Below are 25,885 nucleotides of genomic sequence, written 5' to 3'. Positions count from 1 at the left end.
GAATTCATATATTAAAGGGAGGTGGCTATATGTTATTAAGAACCAATATAGTTATAGCTTTAAAAGATGCATTCAATAAGTATACTATAGAAGAAACGAATGTTTTTAAAATAAAACAAATTAATAATAAAATCACCCCTTTGAAAGTTTCCATTAAAAACAAAGAATTTATTTTTAAAGTTAATTGTCCTTTGTGCAATAGAACCCATGTCTATAGATATAATATCAATTCATTTGTAAATAGAGAAATGTTAATAGGTGGTTGTGAGACATTAAATACTCCATTATTTTTTATAGGTGAAGAAAAATCTGTGATGAAAAGAATAGATAGGTATGAACAAATAAAAAATCAATTAGACATGATTACTATTAAATAGTAGTTATGTTTGGTTTGAATAAATTTTATAAAACAGTAAATAATAATAAATATGCTAATTTTTTTATGGATTTTATTTATTATATAAGTTATAATAGATAAGCGTCGCATTTCATGAATATTCTTCTATGATTCCCAAAACACTTTGTACAATTTATATAAGGAGATGGTTTTTTGTCAGGGATAGATTTTGAAAATATGACCTTAGCTCAGTTGAGAGAAACGGCTAAAGAGATGGGTGTTAAAAGTATTTCCAAGTACAAAAAGGCTGAGCTTATTGAGGAAATAAATAAGTTATCACCAGTGTGCATAAACAAAAACGGAAAAGTTTTAGTGGAAAAAATTACACCTAAAGAACCTGCAGTTTTAAATAAGGAAAGAGAAGAAAATATAGATAAAGTTAATAAGGAAGATTCCAGTGATAATAAAATAAAAGGTCAAGGGATAGAAGAAAATTCTGAGAATGAAAAAATTAAAATGATAAAGGAATCTGATACAGCTAAAGGGGTATTGGAAATAAATGAAAATAATAGTTACGGATTTTTAAGAGGAAAAAATTATTTAACCAGTTCGGAGGATGTTTATGTATCACCATCTCAAATAAGAAAGTTTAATTTGAAAACTGGGGATGAGGTAGAGGGAAAGGTAAGAACACCAAAGGATGGAGAAAAATTTAAAGCTTTGCTATATGTTCAGCAAATCAATGGCGAAAATCCTCAGAAAGCTATTAATAGAAAAAAATTCGAAACTTTAGTGCCTATTTACCCAAGAGAAAGAGTAAAATTAGAAATAAATCAAAATGACTTATCTTCTAGAATTATGGATATAATCTCTCCTATTGGAAAAGGACAAAGAGGTATAATTGTAGCTCCACCTAAAGCGGGAAAAACAACTCTTTTAAAGAAAATTGCCCATAGCATAGAAATAAATCACCCAGAAGTGAAGTTAATAGTGGTATTAATTGATGAAAGACCTGAGGAAGTTACAGATATGCAAAGGTCTATTAAAGGAGAAGTTATATATTCAACTTTTGATGAGGAACCAGATCACCACACTAAAGTAGCTTATATGGTTTTAGAAAGAGCAAAAAGAATGGTGGAACAAGGTCAAGATGTAGTGATACTTTTAGACAGTATAACTAGACTTGCAAGAGCATATAACCTTACTATAAACCCAACAGGAAGAACCCTATCAGGTGGACTAGATCCAGGTGCATTATTAATGCCTAAAAAATTCTTTGGAGCAGCTAGAAATATTGAAGAAGGCGGAAGTCTTACTATATTAGCTACAGCATTAGTTGAAACAGGAAGCAGAATGGATGATATGATTTATGAAGAATTTAAGGGAACTGGAAATATGGAAGTTCACTTAGATAGAAAGCTTCAAGAAAGAAGAATTTTCCCTGCTATAGATATATATAAATCAGGAACTAGGAGAGAGGATTTATTATTGTCCAAAGAGGAACAAGAGGTAGCATTTAATATAAGAAAGTTTATGTACAAAACTGGCAATGGAGATGCAGTTACCGAGGATTTAATAAATATAATGTCTAAAACTAAAAATAATAATGAATTTATAAATGTGTTTAATAAAGTAAAATGGGAAAGATAATTAATATCTTTCCCATTGATTTTACTCTTCTAGTTTCATGTTGAATTTCTTTAAGAATTTGTCAACTCTTCCACCAGTATCCACCATTTTTTGTTTACCGGTGAAGAAAGGATGACATTTTGAACAAATTTCAACCTTTAGCTCTTCTTTTACTGAACCAGTTGTAAAAGTATTACCACATGCGCATTTAACAACTGCGTCATGATTATAAGTTGGTTGTAAATCTTTTTTCATTCTTTTCACCTCTCTCAAACTACAACTGCATAACGGCATTTTCAACTACTAGATTATATCATTAATTTTTATAATAGTCAACTAACAATAAACTTTCAAATTGAAATATATTTTGCTTATAAAACATTTTTGAAATATAATAATAAAGTGTTCAATAAAGAATATGGGAGGAGGTGAACTGTTGCAATAATTCTATAAAATTACATTAAAATTTCATATGAATCAGCAGGTATATTTTATATTATTTTGTGTTATAATATCAATTAGCTATGTACGTTGAACAGGAAATTAAACAATACTTATAGATTTTTATAGATTATTAGCAACGGGATAAAATATGAGTAAACTATATTTCAGATATGGTGCCATGAACTGTGGTAAATCCACTAACTTGCTTCAAGTAGCTCATAATTATGAAGAAAGAGGAATGAAAATAATTATAGTTAAACCTAAGACTGATACAAAAGGTGGAGAAAAAATAGTGTCTAGACTTGGTATAACTAGAGAAGTCGATATGTTAGTAAGTAAAGAACAAGATGTGTATAAATTAGTGGAAAGCTGGAATGAACAAAAGGGTAAAGTGGATTGTATATTGGTAGATGAAGTTCAGTTTTTTAAAGAGGAACAAATAGACCAATTTTTTAATATAGCCGTAAAAATGGACATACCAACCATATGCTATGGACTTAGGACTGATTTTCTTATGAATGGTTTTGAAGGAAGTAGAAGACTTCTTCTTATTGCCCATAGCATTGAGGAACTTAAAACCATATGTGCTTGCGGCAAGAAGGCTTTAGTAAATGGAAGAAAAATAAATGGTAAATTTGTATTTGAAGGAGAGCAGGTGGCGATAGATAAAGAAGATAATGTGGAATATGAGTCACTTTGTCCAAAATGCTATATTAAATACAAAGAAATATATTTAAAAAATAAGGAAGCTGCATGTACTAAGTAGTAATTTTAAAAGGATGTGTAAATATGTCTAAGGGAAAAAATATGGTAGGTGGCCAAGCAGTAATAGAAGGGGTTATGATGCGGGGGAAGGATTGCATAGCTACTTCTGTAAGAAAAAGTGATGGTGAAATTGTAACAGATAAAAAATATGTAATTCCCTTTACAAAAAGAAATAAAATATTATCTATACCTATAATTAGAGGATTTGTAGTTCTTATAGAGTCAATGGTTATAGGAATTCAGACATTAAATTATTCAGCATCTTTTTTTGAGGAGGGGGAAAGCCAACCTTCTAAATTTGAGGGATTTATGCAGAAACTTTTTAAGGGAAAAGCTGAAGATGTGATTATGATTTTTTCTATTATAGTATCTTTCATATTTGCTATGGGACTATTTTTAGCATTGCCTACTATGGGAGCTAATTTTTTTAGAAAAAGTATTAATAGCAGTATAACTCTAAACATAATAGAGGGAGCTATAAGAGTTATTATTTTTATATTATATATTTATCTAATAGGGAAAATGGATGATATAAATAGAGTTTATCAATATCATGGAGCTGAACATAAGAGTATATTTTGTTATGAGAGTGGAATGGAATTGACTCCTGAAAATGCACAGAAGTTTAGCAGATTTCATCCAAGATGTGGAACGAATTTTTTATTTTTGGTTATGATAGTCAGTATCTTGATTTTTTCGCTGACAGGTTGGAATTCTATACTGGAAAGAATGTTATATAGAATTATATTATTGCCTGTTATATCGGGTATAACTTATGAAATCATAAGATGGTTAGGAAGAAGTTCTAACAAACTATCAAAAATATTAGCATACCCAGGATTGCAGCTTCAAAGACTTACCACAAGAGAGCCGGATTTAGAGCAGCTAGAGGTAGCTATAACGGCGCTTAAGGCAGCAGAAGGAGAAGAATAGAGTGCTAGAGTGCTAGAGGGCCGGAAAATAGTGGGCTAGTGTGCTAGTGGGCCGGAAAATAGTGTGCTAGAGGGCTAGAGGGCTAGTGGGCTAGAGAATAGAGTGCCAGAGTGCTAGGGGCTGGTTGGAGTTATAGAGGGGGTGGTGATTTGGTGAAGATAAGGGATATTTTGCCTAGGGCGTATGAGCTTTTAAAGGAGGAGCAAATAGATACTTATATGTTGGATGCTCAGCTTTTACTGTGCAAGGTGCTTAATAAGGATAAATTATTTTTAATAATGAATAGAGACTTAGAATTAAATTCTCATGAACAAGAGGAGTTTTTTAAATATATTAATATGAGAAAGAATAAGATGCCTGTAAAATATATATTAGGTCAATGCGAGTTTATGGGGATGAATTTTTTTATAAGAGAAGGGGTTTTGATACCAAGACCAGATACGGAAATTCTTGTGGAAAATGTTTTGGAAATAATAAATAAAAATAAATTCAAGAATGTATTAGATATTTGTTGCGGTAGCGGGGCCATAGGAGTATCTATAGGTAATATAATTAAAGATTCCAACGTTATATGTTCAGATATTTCAGATGTGGCAAAGATGGTTACAACTGAAAATATTAAAAGATTTTCTCTAGAAAAAAGAGTACAGTTTATACAAAGTGATCTCTTTAATTTTACAAAGCACGGAGAATATAAATTTGATATAATAGTATCAAATCCTCCTTATATTGAGGAGCATGTTATTCCCACATTAATGGAAGATGTTAAGGAGTATGAACCATACATAGCTTTGTGTGGAGGTAAGGACGGATTAGATTTTTATAGAAAAATAGTAGAAGAGGGTAAAAAACTTCTTGTAGAATCAGGAGTGATTGCCTTTGAAATTGGATACAATCAAAAGGATGCTGTAACAGAGATTTTTAAAAATAATGGTTTTAAAGAAGTTGTATGCTTTAAGGATTTAGCAGGACTTGATAGAGTGGTTATAGGAAAAATTTAATTGTTAAGCTTTAAAAAATATGTTATAATAATTAATTGTGAAAATATAAATACACGGAGTGATAATAGATGTTTAGTAAACTTGATTTTATAGAAAATAAATATGATGAACTATCCATAAAGATAAGTGATCCAACAATTATAGCAGATCAAAAGGAATGGCAAAAATTATGTAAGGAACATTCTGAACTTGAGGTTATAGTTAATAAGTACAAACAATATAAAGAGGTAATTTCTACAATCGAAGCGGATAAAGAAATGATTGGAGAAGAAAGTGATAGAGAATTAAAAGAAATGCTTCAAGAAGAAATAAAGGAATGTGAAGGTAAAAAAGAGGAAATGGAGCAGGAATTAAAAATAGCTTTACTTCCAAAGAATCCTAATGACGATAAGAACGTTTTTGTTGAAATAAGAGGTGGCGCAGGTGGAGAAGAGGCGGCACTGTTTGCAGCAAATCTTTTTAGAATGTACACAAGATATGCAGAACGTCAAGGCTGGAAGACAGAACTTATGAGTCTTAATGAAACAGATATAGGCGGGTTTAAAGAAGTTGTATTTATGATAAAAGGAAATGGCGCATATAGTAAATTAAAATATGAAAGTGGTGTACATAGAGTACAAAGGGTTCCTGATACAGAATCCAGCGGAAGAATACACACATCAACTGCCACTGTTGCTGTTTTACCGGAAGTAGATGATGTAGAAATAGAAATAAACGCTAATGATTTAAAAGTAGATGTATTTAGAGCATCAGGAAATGGTGGACAGTGTGTTAATACTACTGACTCTGCTGTAAGAATGACACACATACCAACAGGTATAGTTGTATCTTGCCAAGATGAGAAATCACAGCTAAAAAATAGGGAAAAAGCTCTTAAGGTATTGAAAGCGAGATTGTTTGAAAAAGCTGAAGCTGAAAGAAATGCTCAAATTTCTGAAGATAGAAAGAGTCAGGTAGGAACTGGGGATAGAAGTGAGAGAATAAGAACATATAACTATCCTCAAGGTAGAGTTACTGATCATAGAATAGGATTAACTTTATACAGATTAGAAGGTTTCCTTGATGGAGATATGGATGAAGTTATTGATGCATTAATTACAACAGAACAAGCTGAAAAAATGAAGGCAATGGGAGTATAATAAATAATAAGAAAAGAGTGGAGAGTATATGAATATAGATAAAGGAATTAGAAAACAAAATAAATCTATAAAAAGATTTTTGTTTTCTGGTTGCTTTATTTTTTTTGTTTCCCTAATTTTACTCATTTCTCTTCCAAAACTCTATACAGCGTTAAAGATAAGTTTAATATTTATTCAGATGATTACATTAATAATGGTAATAAGTAAAGTGGAAAATAACTATCTAAGATACATTGTGAATTATGATAAGATATTGGTTAAAACTGGAATCATAGACCTTACTACAGTTATGAGAAAAAATAAAGTTTTCATGATACATACCAGAGATGAGGGTAAGGATTTAAATATAATAGTTATCATATCATCTAAGGTTAAGAAAAGGAATTTTAAAGAGGTAGATAAAAGGTTTTTAGAAGAAAATCAGGATATATATAATAATATTGGAAGTATAAAGGGTAAAAAGGCTTCAGAAAAATATTACTATACAATTATAGTTGGTGGGGGTTTTTATAAATATAAACTTCTCAACGATATATATATTAATTGTGAAAATGCTTTTTTCTCAGATGAAGCAATAAAAAATGTGAAATTGTATAGAAACATAGAAATATAGAATAAACACCTTATCCTATAAATAAAAATATATGGGATGGAGGTGTTAATTTGAGTGAATATGGTTTTCTTATTTTATTAATAATATTTATTTCATTAACAGGAACTATGATTGGAGCAATGATAGGTATTATAGTTAGAAATCCTTCGGGTAAATTTTTAAGTGTAGTAATGGGTTTAGCTGGAGGAATTATGTTATCTATAGTAATACTGGATTTGATTCCAGAGGCTTTAAGTAAGTTGAATTTATTTTATTTTATATTATACTTTTCTATAGGTATAATATTGGTTGTAATAATAAATAATTTTATAATAGTAAAGAATAATTTCATTGATAATTATAAGAGGGTGGCCATCTTGGTTATATTGGCTTTAGGAATTCATAATTTTCCTGAAGGACTTATAATGGGATGTGGTATAGGTGTAGGAAGTGCTTTAGGATTTAGGATGAGCATAATAATAGCCTTACATGATATACCCGAGGGAATAGCAGCGGCAGCTCCTCTTATGGCAGCAGGAGAAAAGAAGTATAAAATAATTTTTTATTCCTTTTTATCAGCGGTACCTGCACTTGCTGGTGGATTAACAGGATTATACTTAGGTATTGTTTCCAAGGAGGTATTAGGTATACTTTTCGCATTTGTATCTGGCATAATGAGTTATATAGTTTGTGGAGAAATGATACCAGAGGCCTGTAAACTAAAAGATGTGAGAAGCTGCTTTAAGGGAGTCTTATTAGGAAGTGTTTTAGGATTTATTATAACAAAAGTACTTTGAAATCAGTAGGTAAGAAGTTAATAATTGAAAATTAAAAATTAAGGTATTTGCAATGTACTAAGGAGAAAGGGGTGCTAAGTTGAAAACTAAAATTATTGAATTGAAAGAAAATTATCAAATAGGAATAGAAGAGGCTGGACAAATAATAAGAGATGGGGGAGTAGTGGCTTTTCCTACGGAAACAGTATATGGACTTGGGGCAGATGCTTTGAATGTCAGTGCGGTAGAAAAAATCTTCAAGGCTAAGGGAAGACCCCAAGATAATCCTCTTATAGTGCATATAGCAGATCTTCATGATATAAAGCCATTGGTTAAGTGTATACCTGATATAGCTAATAAATTTATGGAAAAATTTTGGCCAGGGCCTTTGACTTTAATATTAGAAAAGAGTGATCTTATACCTGATATAACTAGTGCAGGTTTAAAAACCATAGGTATAAGAATGCCATCAAACAATGTAGCTGAGGATTTTATAAGAGCATCTAAAAGACCCATAGCAGCCCCATCGGCAAATATATCAGGAAGACCAAGTCCTACCACTATGGAAAGTTGTGTGGAAGATTTAAATGAAAAAGTAGAATGTATAATTGGAGGAGAAAATAGTGAGGTTGGAGTTGAATCAACTATTGTAGATTGCACAGTGTATCCCCCATGTGTGTTAAGACCAGGTGGTATTACTTTAGAGATGCTAAAACAAGTGGAGGAGAAAACTTATATAGATTCCGCTATAATGGAAAAACCTAAAAAGAATTTTACGCCTAAGGCTCCAGGAATGAAATATAGACATTATGCTCCAAAAGCACCAGTAAAAATAATAGATGGAGATTTGCAAAAAACTATTGAAAAAATCAATGAAATAGTGCAAAATTATATAGATGATAAAAAGGTAGGTATAATGGCCACAGAAGAAACTAAAAACCTTTATCAAGGAGGAGTGGTTGTTTCCCTAGGGAGTAGGAAAAATCCAGAGGAAATAGCTAAGAATTTATTTAGTGTTTTAAGAAGTTTTGATAATACAGATGTAGAAGTTATATATGCTGAAGCCTTTGAAGAAAAGGAAATAGGCGTTGCTATAATGAATAGATTAAAAAAGGCAGCAGGATTTAATATAGAACGAATATAGAATAATAAGTGAGGAGGTATTGCTATGAAGGTGCTATTTGTTTGTACAGGAAATACTTGTAGAAGTGTTATGGCGGAAGCTATTTTTAATAATTGCTGTAAAGAAAAAGATATATGTGCTTTTTCAGCAGGATTATCAGTTATCCCTAATAGCATAGCCTCTGAAAATGCAATATATGTGGTAAAAGAAAATTTAAAAATTAATTTAAACCATAGGAAAGCCATTCAAATTGATGAAAAAATAATAGAGAATTCAGATTTGATATTGACAATGACGTCAGCCATTAGGGATGTATTAAAAAATAATTTCCCTAAATATTCAGATAATATATTTACTTTAAATGATTACATTGGTTTTTCTGGGAATATAAGTGACCCTTTTGGTGGAAATATAGAAGTTTATAAAGATACTTTTTTTGAATTACAGGGTAAAATATTTTTATTAATAGGCAAAATAAGAGAAGATAAGGGTATTTATTAGAAAACCCTAGTATCTTCTTTTTTTTGAAATATATAATACATTTAAAGGAGTGTTAGCTTATGAGGATAGCAATAGGAAGTGACCATGGTGGTTTTAATTTAAAAAATGATATAATTAAGCATCTAGAAGCTAAAGGCATAGAAGTAAAGGATTTTGGAACAGATTCTACAGAATCTTGTGATTATCCAGAGTTTGCTGAAAAGGTAGCTAAAGAAGTGGTGGCTAAAAATTTTGAGCTTGGAATATTAATTTGTGGAACAGGTATAGGCATAGGCATAGCTGCTAATAAAGTTCCAGGAGTAAGAGCTGCATTATGTTCAGATACATTTAGTGCACATGCTTGTAGAGAACACAATAATGCAAACATACTAACTATGGGAGAAAGAGTTGTAGGAAAAGGCTTAGCCCTAGATATAGTAGATACATTTATAAGCACTAATTTTGAAGGTGGAAGACATGAAAGAAGAGTTAATCAAATTAGTGAATTAGAAAATAAATACTGTAAGTAGATAAATAAATTATATTAGGAGGAATTAAAATGAGTAAAGTAACACAAATATCACATCCATTAATACTACATAAATTAGCGTTAATAAGAGATAAAAATACAGGTTCTAAAGACTTTAGAGAGTTAGTAGGGGAAGTTGCTATGTTGATGGCTTATGAAGTTACTCGTGACATGCAACTAAAAACTGTAGAAATAGATACACCAATATGTAAAACAAAATGCAAAATGTTAGCAGGAAAAAAAGTAGCTATAGTTCCTATTTTAAGAGCAGGACTTGGAATGGTAGATGGAATGCTTAAACTTATACCAGCAGCTAAGGTGGGTCATATAGGAATGTATAGAGATGAAGAAACGCTTCAACCAGTAGAATATTTCTGTAAATTGCCTCAAGATATTCATGAAAGAGATATAATAGTAACAGATCCAATGCTTGCTACAGGCGGTTCAGCTGTAGATGCTATCAATGCACTTAAAAAAAGAGGTGCAAAATACATAAGATTGATGTGCTTAATAGGTTCTCCAGAAGGAGTTAGAGCAGTTCAAGAAGCTCATCCAGATGTAGATATATATTTAGCACAAGTAGATGAAAAACTAAATGAAAAAGGATATATAGTTCCTGGTCTTGGAGATGCTGGAGATAGATTGTTTGGAACAAAATAAGTAGTGGATTTAAGGGGTTGTCTCAAAGGCAATCCTTTATTTTTTTAAACTAAAGTATATTAATAATGTAGAATTTAAAATGTAAAATTGAAATCTGTAGAGTAAGTAAGAGGTAATTTTAATTTATGTGCGAAAGTTGAGATGAATAATGCATCCATTATTTAAATGATATACTATAATTAACAGTGTTTAGAGAAATTTAATTTTAAATAATGCAAATATCATATATAATAATATTATATGCTATTTAAAGTTTACATATTATATAATTATTTTAAATTTGAAAGGTAGAATACAAAATAATCTATGTAATGGGAGACGCTCAATTATTAATGAATACTTTACAACAAGGAGGAAAATTTGTGGAAAGAATAGATAAAAATAATTATTATCTAGATATATGCGAAACAATATTGGAAAGGGGAACTTGCCTTAGGAGAAATTTTGCAGCTATAATTGTAAAGAATGATGAAATTATATCCACAGGATATACGGGAGCGCCTAGGGGAAGAAAAAATTGTTCCGATTTAGGGTATTGCAGGAGAGAGCAATTAAATGTTCCTAGGGGAACCAGATATGAGCTTTGCAGGTCAGTTCATGCGGAGCAAAACGCTATTATATCCTCTAGAAGACAAGATATGATAGGGGCAACTATGTATTTGGTTGGAAAGGAAATGTCTACAGGAGAACTAGTTAAGGACGCTTCTCCTTGTTCATTATGTAAGAGATTTATAATAAATTCTGGAATATCAAAAGTAGTCATAAGAGATACAAAGATAAAGTTTAGAGTTATAGATGTAAACGAATGGATAGAGGATGATGATTCTCTTTATGGAGATGGAGCATACTAAAATATAAGACACAATAAGGAAGGTTAATATGGAAAAGCTAATTTTATTTACTATTTCTGCAGCTATTTCTTTTGCAATAACACCTTTTATCAAAAGATTAGCAAAAAAGGTTGGAGCTATTGATATACCAAAGGATGAAAGAAAAATTCATAAAAAACCAATTCCTCTTTTAGGAGGGCTTTCCATTTATATTGCATTTGCATTAGCATTAATTATAAAAAGAGAAGCTTTGACTACAGAGGAAATTGGAATATTAATAAGTGCTTCTGTAATTGTATTAGGAGGATTTATTGACGATTTAAAAGAATTAAAACCTTATGAAAAACTTTTATTTCAAGTGGTGGCAGCTTTAATATTGATAGGCTTTGGTACATCCATAAAGCTTATAACCAATCCCTTCAGCGCTACAAAGCTGTATTTGAATTTAAAGTGGCTATCAATACCACTTACCATAATGTGGGTGGTGGGCATTACCAATGCATTTAATTTGATTGATGGATTAGATGGATTAGCTGCAGGGGTAGCGTTTATATCCTCTATTACTATTTTTATCATAGCTATACTAAACAATAGAGCAGATGCAGCAATACTTACTATTATACTTTGTGGGGCAATACTGGGGTTTTTACCCTACAATTTTAATCCAGCATCTATATTTATGGGTGATACTGGTTCGCAATTATTAGGATTTTTATTAGCGGCTATTTCTATAACTGGGGCTATAAAATCAGCAGCGGCATTTGCTATATCAGTTCCTATACTAGCTTTAGGACTTCCTATATATGATACATTATTTGCAATGGTAAGGCGCAAAATAAATGGGAAACCTATAATGAAAGCAGATAGGGGACATTTGCATCATAGGCTTTTAGATATGGGATTAAGCCAAAAAAAAGCAGTTATAATTATGTATATTATTAGTGCTGTATTAGGGGGTATTTCTATAATAGCTATGCAAATAAGCAATCAGAGGGCGTATTTTTTAGTTACAGCTGTAATAATTGTAATAGTGCTTGTAGCTTGGAAATTTGGATTTTTTGAGCATAGAGAATAAAATACATTTTAATAATTGGAGGAGTTTATTGTGGATAAAGTAAAGGTAATAAGTATTTTTGGAACAAGACCAGAGGGAATAAAGATGGCACCATTAGTGAAAAAACTTCAAGAACATCCTAATATTATATCTAAGGTGTGTGTCACAGCGCAACATAGACAGATGTTAGATCAAGTATTGGAGCTTTTCCACATTGTTCCTGATTATGATTTAAACATAATGAAAAATAAACAAAGTTTAACTACTATAACTACTAGTGTATTAGAAGGATTAGAAGAGGTCTTTGAAAAAGAGAAGCCAGATATAATATTAGTGCATGGGGATACTACTACTACTTTTGCAGGGGGACTTGCAGCCTTTTATAAACAAATAAAAGTAGGCCATGTAGAAGCTGGACTTAGAACTTTCGATAAGTATTTCCCATATCCAGAGGAAATGAATAGAAAACTTACTGGAGCTATAGCTGATTTGCATTTTGCTCCTACAGATGCTTCAAGAAGAAATCTTTTAAGGGAAGGAATAAACCCAGAGGATATATTTGTAACGGGAAATACAGTGGTAGATGCTATGGAATATACTGTAGAAGAAAATTATGTTTTTGAAAATGAAGAATTAAACAGTATAGATTATAAAAATAAAAAAGTTATAATGGTTACTGCTCATAGAAGAGAAAATTGGGACGGCGGTATAGAAAATATCTGCAAGGCTTTAAAGAAAATAGTGGAAGAAAATAAAGATGTAGAGCTTGTGTATTTAGTTCACTTAAATCCTATAGTTAAAGATGTGGTTTATAGAGAACTTGATGGAATAGATAGAATTCACTTATTATCACCATTAGATACAAAAGAAACACATAATTTAATGAATAAATCCTTTATGATAATGACAGATTCAGGTGGATTGCAGGAGGAAGCACCTCATCTTGGGAAACCTGTATTGGTGCTTAGAGATGTAACAGAAAGACCAGAGGCAGTAGACGCTGGTACTGTAAAATTAGTTGGAACAGATGTGGATAAGATATTTAATAGTGCTAATGAACTAATTAATGATGAGGCTGTATATAATACTATGAGCAGAGCGATAAATCCATATGGAGATGGAAAGGCAGCAGAGAGAATATGTCATTCTATATTATATTATTTTGGTTTAAAAGAGGAAAAATGTAGAGAGTTTGAAATTAAGTAATTTAGGGGATTGTTTAATTTTTAACACAAAATGTAAATGTTGAAAATAAATATAAGGACTTGTATAATGGTAATATGAGGAGGATTAATTCTCATTTTATAGATGATTATGTTATTGGGGGGTTATTAATTATGAAGGAAATAGTCATTGCAAGTGCTGTCAGAACAGCTATAGGTAAATATGGCGGAGCTTTAAAGGATGTTTCAGCTGTTGATTTGGGAGCAATTGTAATAAAGGAAGCTTTAAATAGGTCTGGGATTAAACCTGAGGCAGTTAATGAAGTAATAATGGGAAATGTAATAGGCGCTGGTCTTGGGCAAAGTACAGCAAGGCAGGCAGCAGTAAAAGCTGGAATTCCTGTAGAAACACCATCATTTACTATTAATAAAGTTTGTGGTTCTGGTTTAAGAGCTGTAAGTTTAGCTGCTCAAATAATAAAAGCAGGAGATGCAGATATTATAGTAGCAGGTGGTATGGAAAACATGTCTGCAGCACCATACATATTGCCAAACAATAGGTGGGGTCAAAGAATGGGCAATGGAACAGTGGTAGATACAATGATAAAAGACGGTTTATGGGATGCGTTTAATGATTATCATATGGGTATAACTGCTGAAAATATAGCTGAAAAATGGAATATTACTAGGGATGAGCAGGATGCTTTTGCTGCAGCTTCACAGCAAAAAGCTGAAAAAGCTATTGAAGAAGGCAAGTTTAAGGATGAAATAGTTCCTATAGTAATAAAAAATAGAAAAGGCGATATAATATTTGATAAGGATGAATTCCCAAGGTATGGTACAACTATTGAAACTTTAGCAAGGTTAAAACCAGCATTTAAAAAAGATGGTACTGTTACTGCTGGTAATGCATCAGGTATAAATGATGGAGCTGCAGCAGTGATAGTTATGAGTGCTGAAAAGGCTAAAGAATTAGGTATAGAACCACTTGCTAGGATAATATCTTATGGTTCAAGAGGAGTAGATCCATCTATTATGGGATATGGTCCAGTAGAAGCTACTAGAGCTGCTCTTAAGGTAGCAGGAATGAGTGTAGAAGATTTAGATCTTATAGAGGCTAATGAAGCTTTTGCTGCTCAGAGTTTAGCTGTGGCTAGAGATTTAAATTTCCCTATGGAAAAGGTAAATGTAAATGGGGGGGCTATAGCTCTTGGTCATCCAGTAGGGTGTTCTGGCGCTAGAATACTTGTATCTTTATTATATGAAATGAAAAAGAGAAATGCTAAAAAGGGTTTAGCAACCCTTTGCATAGGTGGAGGAATGGGAACCGCTATTGTGGTTGAACGATAATTTTAATTAAATTTTCAAATTGTTTTATTAGAGAGTGTATTTATACGCTCTCTTTTTTATGTTAAAAAGCATATATAGAAAAAGAAATATATAAATATTTACACTACATATTGCTAATAATATAGAAAAAGAATAAAAAGAATTTAAGAAATCTTGAATAAGTATGCATGTACCCGGTCAATTGTAAAAAGAAAGCTGATTTTTTGTATAACAAGTTAATAATTAAATATTCAAATAGAAAAATAAATATTTATTAAAAAAATTAAAACTGTTTATAAATTATTTTAAACAATAATGTAAACAAAAAAAATTATTACATAAGTATGAAAATTCTATATAGTCTTAAAAATGAAGAATTAAAAATGGCAAAATTTAAAACTTAGTATTTTAGAGCATTAAATCGCCACAGAAAGAAAAAGGCAATATTTATAAATAAATCAAGCATTAAACAAGAAAAATCATTCAAAATCAAATAAAATTAGGTTTTGTTTATAAAAAATACAGTAATATAATTGACTTTATACTAAATGTGGAGGCAAGGAATATGCAAGAAACTGTCAAGGCATTTAAAAGGATTGTTAATATTAATTTCATTTTAGGATTATTTATAGGAACTTTTGTGTTTATTTTTTTTAGAGAATATACTAAAACGTTTTTCATGGGACTATTTATTAGTATATTAAGTTTTTCTATAAATGCTCTTTTGATTAATTATTCTTTTAATTTAAAGAGAAAATCGCAAAAGAGAATTTGTACAATCAGTTTAGTGCTAAGGGCAGTATTAGTTTGTATTGTTGCATTATTTATAATAAAAGAAAATACAAATTACATATTTTCTTTTATGTTAGGTTATACTTGCAATTTTATATCACTGATAGTATATGCATGTTTAATTAGATAAATGAAGGGAGTGACTATATGACATTAGAGAATATCATAACTACAGGACTTGTTGCTCAATGGGTAATAATGATAATACTTATTATTCTTTCAATTGTGCTGACTAGAAGTTTTAAAGAAGTTCCAGAAGGAAAACAAAATGTTGCAGAAGCTTTTGTGGAACTTATTGCAGGTCTAGTAGAGGATAATATGGGAAAAGAGTATATAGGATTTGTGCCTTTTATAGGAACATTATTTTTATTTTTACTTTGCTTGAACTTAGTAGGTTTAGTAGGAATAAAGCCGCCTACTTCTGATTACAGTGTGGCTTTAGGGTTGGGATTAGTTAGCTTTTTAGTTGTTCAAGGTTACACTATAAAGAAAGTTGGAATTATACATTACTTTTTAGGATTCGCTCAACCTTATGCGTTTTTACTTCCGCTAAATATACTGGAAAGAATATCCTTTCCAATATCACTTAGTTTAAGACTTTTTGGAAATATGTTTGCAGCTACAATAATAATGGATTTGCTTTATGAGGCTTTAAGACATGTGGGAGCTGTAGTACAGTTTGGAATACCAATACCACTGCATGCTTATTTTGATGTTTTTGATGGCTCGCTTCAAATGGTTATATTTATTATGTTAACTATGATAAATATTAAGCTTATAGCAGAGCATGATTAATTAGTTTAATAAATTTATTTTACATATAGAATTTATAAAATTTATAATTAAAAAATTTAAGGAGGAATTTATAATGAATAATTCATTTGCATTAGGTATGACTGCTTTAGCAGCAGGACTTGCTGCTTTATCTTGTATAGGAGGAGCTTTAGGAACAGGAAATGCTACAGGAAAAGCTGTAGAAAGTATAGCTAGACAACCAGAGGCTAGTGATAAAATAACAAAAGCGTTAATTGTTGGTGGAGCATTATCAGAAGCTACTGCTATATATGGATTACTTGTAGCTTTATTATTAATATTTGTAGGAATAAAATAAGGAATGTCTCCAAATTATACCTTTGTAGATTGAGAGGAGGCTTTTCATGGAAATGAAAATAGTACCTAGCCAAATCATATTTGCTATGATTAACTTCCTTGTTTTGTTTCTTATTTTAAAGCATTTTTTATTTGAAAAAGTTATGGAATTTATGAATAATAGAAGAAGTAAAATAGAAGATGACATAAAGACAGCAAAGCAAGATAGAGAAGAGGCTTTTAGGTTAAAAGGAGAAAATGAAAAATTAGCAATAGAATCTGCTAAAGAAGGTAAAAGAATAGTTGAACAATATAAAGAAAAAGCAGAAAAAGTTTATGAGGATATAGTGAATAATGCTAATGCAGAAGCAAAAATGATAATGAAGCGTGCAGAAGTAGATATTCAAAGGGAAAAAGAAAAGGCTCAGCAAGAAGTTAAAGAACAGGTTGTAGACCTATCTATAATTTTATCAGAAAAAGTTTTAGAAAAAGCTATTGATGAAAATGAGCATAGAAGATTAATAGATGATTTCATTGCTAAGGTAGGTATATAGACTATGTATGAATATTTAGATAGGAGATATGCACTAGCTCTTTATGAAGTGGCAGAGTCCAAGGGTAAGCTAGATGAATACATGAATGATCTGCAAGAAATAGTAGATTTAATTAAAAATAATACAGAATTTTTGCAGGTCATAAAGCACCCAGAGATAACTACATCCAAAAAAAAGAAAATCTTCATAAATGTATTTAAAGGTAAAATTGATGAGGACTTACTATCATTTCTTCTTATATTAATAGAAAAGGATAGAATATTATATTTAGAAGAAAAACTTAAAGAGATGGAAAAGATACATCTTGAGAGAAATAATATTCTTCTAGCAGAAGTAACAACAGTAATACCTTTAAATGAACAGGAAAAGAATAATTTAAAAGAAAAATTAAACAAGATTTATAATAAAGAGATTATTTTTCAGGAGAATTTAGATAAGAGAATAATCGGTGGTGTTCACGTGAAAATCGGTGATGATGTAATTGATGGAACAATAAAAACAAAAATCAACGAGATAAGACGACGTGTAATTAAGTAACGAAGAGAGGTGATACCATGAACGTTAAACCAGAAGAAATAACATCAATAATTAAAAGAGAAATAGAAAGATATGAAAAGAAGATACACACTGAGGATTCTGGAACTATAGTTCAGATAGGCGATGGAGTTTCTAGAGTATATGGACTAGACGATTGTATGGAAGGTGAATTACTAGAGTTCCCAAATGATATATATGGAATGGCATTAAATCTAGAGCAAGATAATGTAGGATGTGTATTATTAGGCTCAGAAAAGGGCATAAAAGAGGGAGATATTGTTAAGAGAACTGGAAGAGTTGTACAGGTACCTGTAGGCGAGGCAATGGTTGGTAGAGTTGTAAATCCTCTAGGTATGCCAATAGATGGAAAAGGACCTATTAAGGAGTCAGAATATAGACCAGTAGAACATCAAGCACCAGGAGTTATTGAAAGACAATCAGTTAAAAAACCTCTTCAAACAGGAATAAAGGCTATAGATTCCATGGTACCAATAGGAAAAGGTCAAAGGGAACTTATAATAGGAGATAGACAAACAGGTAAAACTGCTATTGCTATAGATGCTATATTAAATCAAAAGGGAAAAGATGTTATCTGTATATATGTAGCTATTGGACAGAAACAATCTACAGTAGCACATATAGTAAACACTTTAACTGAGATGGGAGCTATGGATTATACTATAGTTGTATCCTCTACAGCTTCAGATTCAGCACCACTTCAATATTTAGCACCTTTTTCTGGTTGTAGTATGGGAGAATATTTTATGGATAAGGGCAAAGATGTTTTGATAGTTTATGACGATTTATCAAAGCATGCGGTTGCTTACAGAACTATGGCTTTATTACTTCGTAGAGCACCAGGTAGAGAAGCTTATCCAGGAGACGTTTTCTATTTACACTCAAGACTTTTAGAAAGAGCTGCAAAACTTTCTGATAAACTTGGTGGAGGATCTATAACAGCTCTACCAATAATAGAAACATTGGCAGGAGACGTTACAGCATATATACCAACTAACGTAATATCTATAACTGATGGACAAATATTCCTAGAGTCAGAATTATTCCACTCAGGACAAAAGCCAGCTATAAATGCAGGTATATCAGTTTCAAGAGTTGGTGGAAATGCACAAATAAAAGCCATGAAACAAGTATCAGGAACTTTAAGATTAGAGTTAGCTCAATATAGAGAATTAGCAGCTTTTGCTCAATTTGGTTCTGATCTTGATAAAGAAACTAAAAAGAGATTGGAAAAAGGAAAGAGATTAATAGAAATATTAAAGCAAGAACAATACAAGCCTATGGCAGTAGATAAACAAATTATGATTATTTTTGCAGCAGTAAATGATCATTTAATGGATGTACCTGTAATGGATATAAGAAAGTTTGAAAGTGAATTCTTTGATTATGTAGATACTCATTATAGACATTTAGGCAAGGATATATTAGAAAAGAAAGAGTTAACAGAAGATATTAAGAGCGAATTGTCAAAGGCCATTGAAGAGTTTAAAAAAGTATTTTTAGCAGGGAGATAGCTTCCCTGCAGGAGGTGAACTATGGCTGGAGCAGGACTTATTGCGATAAAAAGAAGAATAAAATCCATAACAAATACTAGAAAAATAACTAGAGCTATGAACGTGGTAGCTACTTCAAAATTAAAAAAGTCCAGAGATAGACTGGGGTCTAATGATAAATACTATGAATACTTAGAAGAAATAATGAGTAAAGTTGTATTTGCAGATGAAAAAAGCAATATATATAAAAATGGAAATAGTAGTGAGAAAAAATTATATATAATGCTTACCTCTGACTCAGGTCTTTGCGGAGGATTTAATGGAGAAGTGGTAAATCATACCATTGGGCTTATTAAAGGTCGTAGAGATAAATCTTTAGTTATTGTGGTGGGGCAAAAGGGAAGAAATTATTTAAAAAGATTTAATATCGAAACTGTAGCAGAATATGTGGAAATACCAGATATACCAACTTCTCAAGAGGCTAATATATTAGTGAAACAAGCTTTAGATATGTATGAAAAAGGGGAAGTAGGAGAAGTTAATATAGTTTACCATGAGTTTATTAGTACTGTAAAGCGTTCTATAAAGGTTAAAAAACTTCTTCCTTTAGAAAATAAATCTCAAAAGGAAGAAGAAAAAAGTGATGTACAGAGTTACTTTGAATTTGAGCCTTCAGCAGGTGAGATTTTGCAGGAAAGATTGGGTGGCTATATTACAGGAACGGTATTAAATTGCATGATAAGCTCTAAGTGCAGTGAACAGGCTTCTAGAGTTGAGGCCATGAGCAATGCAACTAGAAATGCAAATGATCTTTTAGAGAAATTAAATATTAAATATAATAGAATAAGACAAAGCGCCATAACACAGGAGATTTCAGAAATTGTTGGTGGTGCTGAGGCTCAAAAATAAAAACCCATTGGAGGTGAGTGTATGCCAGGAACGATAGGAAAAGTTGTTCAAATAATAGGACCAGTTATAGATATAAAATTTGATTCGGATTATCTTCCAAATCTATATAATGCCATTGAAATTAATGCTGGTGAAAGAATAGTAGTTGCAGAAGTTGAACAACACGTAGGTGACGACATAGTAAGAGCCATTGCTATGGAAGGCACAGAAGGATTAAAAAGAGGCATGGAGGCATTAGATACAGGAAATCCAATATCGGTTCCAGTGGGAGAGCAGTCATTGGGAAGACTGTTTAATGTACTGGGAAAACCAATAGATAATGGAGAAGAACTTAAAGTTGAAGAGTATTATCCAATACATAGACCAGCGCCAAGTTTCGAAGAGCAATCTGTGGAGCCTGAAATGTTTGAAACTGGTATAAAGGTAATAGATTTATTAGCACCATATCAAAAGGGTGGTAAAATAGGACTATTTGGTGGTGCAGGTGTTGGTAAAACAGTTTTAATTCAAGAACTTATAAATAACATAGCAAGACAACATGGAGGACTTTCAGTATTTACAGGAGTAGGTGAGAGAACTAGAGAAGGTAATGACCTATACCATGAGATGAAAGACTCTGGAGTTATAGAAAAAACTGCTTTAGTATTTGGACAAATGAATGAACCACCTGGAGCAAGAATGAGAGTTGCTCTTACAGGACTTACTATGGCTGAGTATTTTAGAGATAAGGGTCAAAACGTACTTTTATTTATAGATAATATATTTAGATTTACACAAGCTGGTTCAGAGGTTTCAGCTTTACTTGGAAGAATACCAAGTGCTGTTGGATACCAGCCAACGCTAGCAACAGAAATGGGAGCTTTACAAGAGAGAATAACTTCTACAAAGCATGGTTCCATAACATCTGTTCAAGCGGTTTACGTTCCAGCGGATGACTTAACAGATCCAGCTCCAGCTACAACATTCAGCCATCTAGATGCTACAACAGTTTTATCAAGATCCATTGCGGAGCTTGGAATATATCCTGCAGTAGATCCATTAGACTCTACTTCAAGAATACTAGAGCCTAGAATAGTTGGAGAAGAACATTATGATGTAGCTCAAAGGGTTAAACACTTATTAGAAAGATATAAAGAGTTACAAGATATAATAGCTATACTTGGTATAGATGAACTTTCAGAAGAGGATAAGTTAGTAGTTGCAAGAGCTAGAAAAGTTCAAAGATTTTTATCACAACCATTTAGTGTAGCAGAACAGTTTACTGGAATGCAAGGTAAATATGTTCCAATAAAAGAAACTATAAGAGGATTCAAAGAAATATTAGAAGGTAAACACGATGATCTTCCAGAAACAGCATTTTTATTTGTAGGAACCATTGAGGAAGCAAAAGAAAAAGCTCGTAAGATGATGGAAGACTAGATGGGAGCGATTTAAATGGACGGTGTTTTAAATCTACTTATAATTACTCCAGAAAAGGAGTTTTATAATGGAGATATAAAAGAAATAAATACAGAAACTTTAAACGGACATATAGGAATACTTCCAGGGCGTTTACCTATAATAGCTCTTTTAAAGCCTACAATTACTGTTTTCAAAGATAAAAATGGTAAAGAGTTTAAGGCATTTACATCCAGTGGCATAATACAAGTGGAAAATAATAAAGTTAAAATATTATGCGATGCTTGTGAATGGCCTGAAGAAATAGATTTTAATAGAGCTGAAGCAGCTAAAAAAAGAGCTGAGGAAAGACTTGCTAATAAACAAGAGAGTTTGGATGTGCAAAGAGCTCAAATGGCTTTAGCAAGGGCAATGATTAGATTAAAATTTAAGAACATATAAAAGAACTTCTGTGTATTATACACAGAAGTTTTTTTTATATTGTATATGTAAATAAGCACACTTTAAGTGATTAATATATATATTATTAATATATTCCTAAAGCCAGTGGGGCTTCTTAACCTAATTACTTAGAAAATATTTAATTTATAATTTTTTTTAGTAAGTGAATAAATTTTTTTGTTTTTGGCAATAATTTCTAAGGAAAGGTAGGGGGTTAAGATGAAATTTAAAAAGAATATTATAAGAATTAATATAATGTTTTTTATAACAATTATTTTAGCTTTAGGTATTGTTAATAATTATTTTTGTGAGAGTAAAAATAATTCAGGCTTATTTAGTGAAATCATATCTAAAATTAACGCTCATGTTGAAGAGTATGGAATAATAACTTCTTTTAGTACTGAAAAGGATCCTAAGAAGGTTTGTAAAGCTATATTAGAAAATATGGCTCCTAAAGTAAATTATAAAGAAATAGCTTCTAATGAGTTATACTGTTTGGAAATACATGATGAAAATATTAAAGGATATGTTCAAGGTAAAAAATACAATGGACAGCAAGTGATAAGTGTAAATATTTTATGTAAGAGCAATGAAAATAATTGTGAAGGTTTAAAGGCAAAGATAAAAAATTCAATAAAAATAATTGAAAGCAATCCTAAGAACAAGTACTTCTGCTATTTAAAAGCCAAAATAGATGATGGCAACTTAGCGACAGTTAATGAGGAAATAAGTAAAATACTTCAAAAGGACAATGTTAAAAATGTAGAATCTACAAAAATAAATAATGGTTATAGTACATGTTGCTACACTGGAAAATACGATCCTATTTTAGTAAATGGAAAATTAGTAGATTTTAATTATTCAGTTTGTAAATATGGTCTTAGAAATTATTTAATTATAGGAACTCCACAAATAATATTAGATTATTAGGAAAAGAAATGGGGGATATTATGGAAAAGATAATAGTTTATGGTGGTAGAAAATTAAGCGGTGAAGTTAATATAAGCTCAGCTAAAAATGCTATTCTTCCTATAATAGCAGGAAGTATATTATGTAGTGAAAAGTGTATTATTAAAAATGCACCCATGCTTGAAGATGTATTTGTTATTTGTGAAGTATTAAAATCTTTAAATTCATCCATAGAAGTAGATGAATTAGAAAATACCATAAATATTGATAATTGTAATTTAAAATTATCACAACCATCTTCTGAATTAGTTAGAAAAATGAGGGCATCCTTTTTGGTTATGGGTCCAATGGTTGCAAGATTTGGTGAATTTAAAATAGCGCTGCCAGGAGGATGTAACATAGGAACTAGACCTATTGATTTGCATTTAAAAGGGTTAAGTGCATTAGGGGCCCAGGTAAGTGTAGGACATGGATATGTAGAAGCAAAGGCTAATAAGCTTAAAGGAAGTAACATATATTTAGATTTTCCTTCTGTAGGAGCCACAGAAAACTTAATTATGGCAGCTACACTAGCGGAGGGGGAAACTATTATAGAAAATGCCGCAGAAGAACCAGAAATAGTGGATTTAGCTAATTTTTTAAATAGCATGGGCGCTAACATAATAGGTGCTGGTACAGATAAACTTAGAATAATAGGAGTAAAGGAACTTAAGAGTACCGAGTATAAGCCTATTTATGACAGGATAGAAGCTGGAACCTTTATGGTAGCTGCAGCTATAACTAGAAGTAAATTAAAGATAAATAATGTAAATGAGGAACATGTAAAACCTATAATTGCAAAATTAACAGAGATGAATGTAGAGATAGATTTATTAGGAGACAGTATAGTTGTAGATGGAAATAAGATCTTAAATCCTGTAGATATAAAAACTATGCCATACCCAGGATTCCCAACGGATATGCAAGCGCAGATGATGGCTTTGTTATCTACAGTTAAGGGTACTAGCATTATAACAGAAACTATATTCGAAAATAGATTTATGCACGCCTCTGAATTAAAAAGGATGGGTGCAAATATAAAATTAGATGGGAGGTCTGCAGTAATAGATGGAGTAGAAAAATTAACAGGAGCAGAGGTTAAAGCTACGGATTTAAGAGCAGGTGCTTCATTAATATTAGCAGGCTTAGCAGCAGAAGGGTGTACTTTAATAGGCGATATTTATCATATAGATAGAGGATATATGAATATAGAAAATAAATTTAAAAAAATAGGCGGAAATATAATAAGAATATAGTAAAAAAATATAATATTATAAAGGATATAAAAAATTTTAAGCTGATTTTAAAATTTAATCGGCTTAAAATTTTTTTCTTATCTATGACTTTGTAATAAAGTATATTTCTTTTTAATATATTGTTAGTGATGAGTGGAAAATGATTTAAAATTTGCAGATAAGTAATGGGATTAGGTAAGAAGTAAAAGATTAGCTAAGAAGTAAAAAGTAAGAAGTAAGAGATTAGGTAAGAGGTAAGAAGTAAAAGTTAAGCAAAGTAAGAAGTAAGAGTTTAGGATAAAACTCAAGGAGTTTTTTATAGTTAATTTGTAAGTAACAGGTAATAAGTAATAGTTGTAGTGAAAATTCAGCTTGTGGAATTTTTTCAAGAACTTTTACCTCTTACTCTTTACTACGTGTGAAAGTTTAATAAACAATAAACAAAAGCTAATGTGATGAGTTCAACGAAGGGGTGGTTAGTATGAAAATTGGCGAAAGTATAAAAAGTAATGTTTTTAAGGAAGTTTACAGGGGAATAGGAGCTTATTTTAAAACTATGGCTTCAATAATAGTTATTGCAATGCTTTCAACGGTTTTATTATCTATAATTTTTGTGGGGATTAATCATGAAAAAAGTGTGGATCATACTGAAGATGGTGTAAGAAATTTCAAAAATGATTCCACATCGGTAGTTAAATATCAATACAATGGTAAGGAAGAAAAGGTTAAGGTGTATATAACAAGTGAAGATAAAATAAAAGAAATTAGCTTAGAAGACTATGTAGTAGGGGTAGTATCTGGAGAAATGCCTGCAAATTTTCATATAGAGGCTTTAAAGGCACAAGCAGTAGCAGCTAGGACATATACCATATCTCGTATGAAAAAATTTGGTGGTGGTGGTTGTGAAAATGGTAAAGGGGCTGATTTGTGTGACACAGTGCATTGCCAAGTTTATAAATCAAAGGAAAGCAGGCTTAGTGCTTGGCCTGCAAAAGATAGGGACGTTCTATGGAAGAAAGTAGTACAAGCAGTTAATGAAACTTCGGGAGAAGTAATTACTTATAATGGGAAATTAATTACCTCACCACTGTATTTTTCTACTAGCAGCGGAAAAACGGAAAACTCTCAAGAAGTTTTTTCAAGTAGTTTACCTTACTTAAAAAGTGTTTCTAGTCCGGGAGAAGAAGTATCCAATAGATATAAGGCTTCTAATAATATTAATTATAATGATTTTTTAAAGGCTATTAATAGTAATTTCCCAAAAGCAAAATTATCATCTTCTAATGTGAAAAATCAAGTTAAAGTAATATCTAGAACAGAAGGGGGTAGCGTTAAAACAATAAAAGTTGGCAATGTAAATGTAACTGGTCCTCAATTTAGAAAGGCTTTAAATTTAAATTCTGCAAATTTTAATATAAGTTTTTTACCTGAGTATGTGAAGATAGATTGTAAGGGATATGGTCATGGTGTAGGTATGAGTCAATGGGGTGCTAATGTTATGGCAAAAGATAACAAAAAATATCAGCATATATTAAGCCATTATTATCAAAATACTGAAGTAAAAAAATTAGAAGAAATTATGCGATAATTAACTGAGCACTGAGCACTTAGCGCTTAGCACTTAAATAAACTCCTCTGCAAATTGAAATTTGTGAAGAAGGTAAGAATTAAGTAATAGGTAAAAAGT

At 31.2% G+C, this 25,885-nt stretch carries 28 protein-coding genes; 27 read left to right on the top strand and 1 reads right to left on the bottom strand.

Annotation, left to right across the window (positions count from 1 at the left end; all coding sequences use genetic code 11):
* Both FGK85_RS04060 and rho read left to right on the top strand, forming a co-directional pair.
* A partial coding sequence (locus FGK85_RS04060) for a hypothetical protein (RefSeq protein ID WP_207670516.1) occupies positions 1-377 on the top strand: 377 nt, incomplete at its 5' end.
* A 173-nt stretch (positions 378-550) separates the two neighbouring features.
* A complete protein-coding gene (gene rho, locus FGK85_RS04055) occupies positions 551-1,987 on the top strand; it encodes a transcription termination factor Rho (protein ID WP_138203959.1) in 1,437 nt (478 codons plus the stop codon).
* A gap of 21 nt (positions 1,988-2,008) precedes the next feature.
* Here rho and rpmE read toward each other — a convergent pair whose 3' ends face one another.
* On the bottom strand, positions 2,009-2,221 hold the full coding sequence (gene rpmE / locus FGK85_RS04050) for a 50S ribosomal protein L31 (RefSeq protein WP_138203957.1): 213 nt from the start codon (positions 2,219-2,221) through the stop codon (positions 2,009-2,011).
* A gap of 337 nt (positions 2,222-2,558) precedes the next feature.
* On the opposite strand from rpmE, the gene FGK85_RS04045 reads away from it, so the two are divergent.
* The 25 genes from FGK85_RS04045 (at position 2,559) to spoIID (ending at position 25,786) form a co-directional block, all read left to right on the top strand.
* Entirely contained in the window at positions 2,559-3,176 is a 618-nt protein-coding gene (locus tag FGK85_RS04045) for a thymidine kinase (protein ID WP_138203955.1), read from the top strand.
* A 23-nt stretch (positions 3,177-3,199) separates the two neighbouring features.
* The gene (locus FGK85_RS04040) at positions 3,200-4,108 is read left to right on the top strand and encodes a DUF1385 domain-containing protein (RefSeq protein ID WP_138203953.1); all 909 of its coding nucleotides are present in this window, start codon (positions 3,200-3,202) and stop codon (positions 4,106-4,108) included.
* 152 nt (positions 4,109-4,260) lie between these two features.
* Positions 4,261-5,109 (top strand): peptide chain release factor N(5)-glutamine methyltransferase, encoded by an 849-nt coding sequence (prmC, locus tag FGK85_RS04035; RefSeq protein ID WP_138203965.1) that lies wholly within the window; start codon positions 4,261-4,263, stop codon positions 5,107-5,109.
* 68 nt (positions 5,110-5,177) lie between these two features.
* Positions 5,178-6,248 (top strand): peptide chain release factor 1, encoded by a 1,071-nt coding sequence (gene prfA / locus FGK85_RS04030; protein ID WP_138203951.1) that lies wholly within the window; start codon positions 5,178-5,180, stop codon positions 6,246-6,248.
* 28 nt (positions 6,249-6,276) lie between these two features.
* The gene (locus tag FGK85_RS04025) at positions 6,277-6,861 is read left to right on the top strand and encodes a hypothetical protein (protein ID WP_138203949.1); all 585 of its coding nucleotides are present in this window, start codon (positions 6,277-6,279) and stop codon (positions 6,859-6,861) included.
* A 50-nt stretch (positions 6,862-6,911) separates the two neighbouring features.
* Entirely contained in the window at positions 6,912-7,637 is a 726-nt protein-coding gene (locus FGK85_RS04020; RefSeq protein WP_138203947.1) for a ZIP family metal transporter, read from the top strand.
* Positions 7,638-7,716: 79 nt separating this feature from the next.
* Complete coding sequence (locus FGK85_RS04015) at positions 7,717-8,760, top strand: L-threonylcarbamoyladenylate synthase (RefSeq protein ID WP_138203945.1); 1,044 nt, start codon at positions 7,717-7,719, stop codon at positions 8,758-8,760.
* Positions 8,761-8,784: 24 nt separating this feature from the next.
* Entirely contained in the window at positions 8,785-9,240 is a 456-nt protein-coding gene (locus tag FGK85_RS04010) for a low molecular weight protein arginine phosphatase (RefSeq protein WP_138203943.1), read from the top strand.
* A 59-nt stretch (positions 9,241-9,299) separates the two neighbouring features.
* Positions 9,300-9,749, top strand: a complete 450-nt coding sequence (gene rpiB / locus FGK85_RS04005; protein ID WP_138203941.1) for a ribose 5-phosphate isomerase B — start codon at positions 9,300-9,302, stop codon at positions 9,747-9,749.
* A gap of 29 nt (positions 9,750-9,778) precedes the next feature.
* On the top strand, positions 9,779-10,408 hold the full coding sequence (upp, locus tag FGK85_RS04000; protein ID WP_138203939.1) for a uracil phosphoribosyltransferase: 630 nt from the start codon (positions 9,779-9,781) through the stop codon (positions 10,406-10,408).
* 362 nt (positions 10,409-10,770) lie between these two features.
* A complete protein-coding gene (locus FGK85_RS03995) occupies positions 10,771-11,259 on the top strand; it encodes a deoxycytidylate deaminase (RefSeq protein ID WP_138203937.1) in 489 nt (162 codons plus the stop codon).
* Between the two features lie 28 nt (positions 11,260-11,287).
* Positions 11,288-12,313 (top strand): glycosyltransferase family 4 protein, encoded by a 1,026-nt coding sequence (locus FGK85_RS03990; protein ID WP_138203935.1) that lies wholly within the window; start codon positions 11,288-11,290, stop codon positions 12,311-12,313.
* Between the two features lie 30 nt (positions 12,314-12,343).
* On the top strand, positions 12,344-13,498 hold the full coding sequence (gene wecB, locus FGK85_RS03985) for a non-hydrolyzing UDP-N-acetylglucosamine 2-epimerase (protein WP_138203933.1): 1,155 nt from the start codon (positions 12,344-12,346) through the stop codon (positions 13,496-13,498).
* A 131-nt stretch (positions 13,499-13,629) separates the two neighbouring features.
* A complete protein-coding gene (locus FGK85_RS03980) occupies positions 13,630-14,805 on the top strand; it encodes an acetyl-CoA C-acetyltransferase (RefSeq protein ID WP_138203932.1) in 1,176 nt (391 codons plus the stop codon).
* Between the two features lie 918 nt (positions 14,806-15,723).
* On the top strand, positions 15,724-16,371 hold the full coding sequence (locus tag FGK85_RS03975) for a F0F1 ATP synthase subunit A (protein ID WP_138203930.1): 648 nt from the start codon (positions 15,724-15,726) through the stop codon (positions 16,369-16,371).
* A gap of 73 nt (positions 16,372-16,444) precedes the next feature.
* On the top strand, positions 16,445-16,687 hold the full coding sequence (gene atpE, locus FGK85_RS03970; protein WP_035294001.1) for an ATP synthase F0 subunit C: 243 nt from the start codon (positions 16,445-16,447) through the stop codon (positions 16,685-16,687).
* A 46-nt stretch (positions 16,688-16,733) separates the two neighbouring features.
* Positions 16,734-17,219, top strand: coding sequence for a F0F1 ATP synthase subunit B (locus FGK85_RS03965; protein WP_138203928.1), 486 nt, complete (start codon positions 16,734-16,736; stop codon positions 17,217-17,219).
* A 3-nt stretch (positions 17,220-17,222) separates the two neighbouring features.
* Positions 17,223-17,756, top strand: coding sequence for a F0F1 ATP synthase subunit delta (locus FGK85_RS03960; RefSeq protein ID WP_138203926.1), 534 nt, complete (start codon positions 17,223-17,225; stop codon positions 17,754-17,756).
* Between the two features lie 17 nt (positions 17,757-17,773).
* Positions 17,774-19,288: a F0F1 ATP synthase subunit alpha gene (atpA, locus tag FGK85_RS03955; protein WP_138203924.1), complete on the top strand. Its 1,515-nt coding sequence runs from the start codon at positions 17,774-17,776 to the stop codon at positions 19,286-19,288.
* 21 nt (positions 19,289-19,309) lie between these two features.
* Positions 19,310-20,176 (top strand): ATP synthase F1 subunit gamma, encoded by an 867-nt coding sequence (gene atpG, locus FGK85_RS03950; protein ID WP_138203922.1) that lies wholly within the window; start codon positions 19,310-19,312, stop codon positions 20,174-20,176.
* 21 nt (positions 20,177-20,197) lie between these two features.
* Positions 20,198-21,595: a F0F1 ATP synthase subunit beta gene (gene atpD / locus FGK85_RS03945; RefSeq protein WP_138203920.1), complete on the top strand. Its 1,398-nt coding sequence runs from the start codon at positions 20,198-20,200 to the stop codon at positions 21,593-21,595.
* Positions 21,596-21,610: 15 nt separating this feature from the next.
* The gene (locus FGK85_RS03940) at positions 21,611-22,015 is read left to right on the top strand and encodes a F0F1 ATP synthase subunit epsilon (protein WP_138203918.1); all 405 of its coding nucleotides are present in this window, start codon (positions 21,611-21,613) and stop codon (positions 22,013-22,015) included.
* A 219-nt stretch (positions 22,016-22,234) separates the two neighbouring features.
* Positions 22,235-22,945, top strand: coding sequence for a YwmB family TATA-box binding protein (locus tag FGK85_RS03935; protein WP_138203916.1), 711 nt, complete (start codon positions 22,235-22,237; stop codon positions 22,943-22,945).
* 20 nt (positions 22,946-22,965) lie between these two features.
* Positions 22,966-24,219, top strand: a complete 1,254-nt coding sequence (gene murA / locus FGK85_RS03930) for a UDP-N-acetylglucosamine 1-carboxyvinyltransferase (RefSeq protein WP_138203914.1) — start codon at positions 22,966-22,968, stop codon at positions 24,217-24,219.
* Between the two features lie 460 nt (positions 24,220-24,679).
* A complete protein-coding gene (gene spoIID / locus FGK85_RS03925) occupies positions 24,680-25,786 on the top strand; it encodes a stage II sporulation protein D (RefSeq protein WP_243122797.1) in 1,107 nt (368 codons plus the stop codon).
* Positions 25,787-25,885 lie beyond the last annotated feature (99 nt).

It is taken from the genome of Haloimpatiens lingqiaonensis, from assembly GCF_901447495.1.
GTDB classification, from domain to species: Bacteria; Bacillota; Clostridia; order Clostridiales; family Clostridiaceae; genus Haloimpatiens; species Haloimpatiens lingqiaonensis.
The sequence above is the reverse complement of the archived record's forward strand: the minus strand, read 5'-3'. Positions and strand labels throughout refer to the sequence as shown.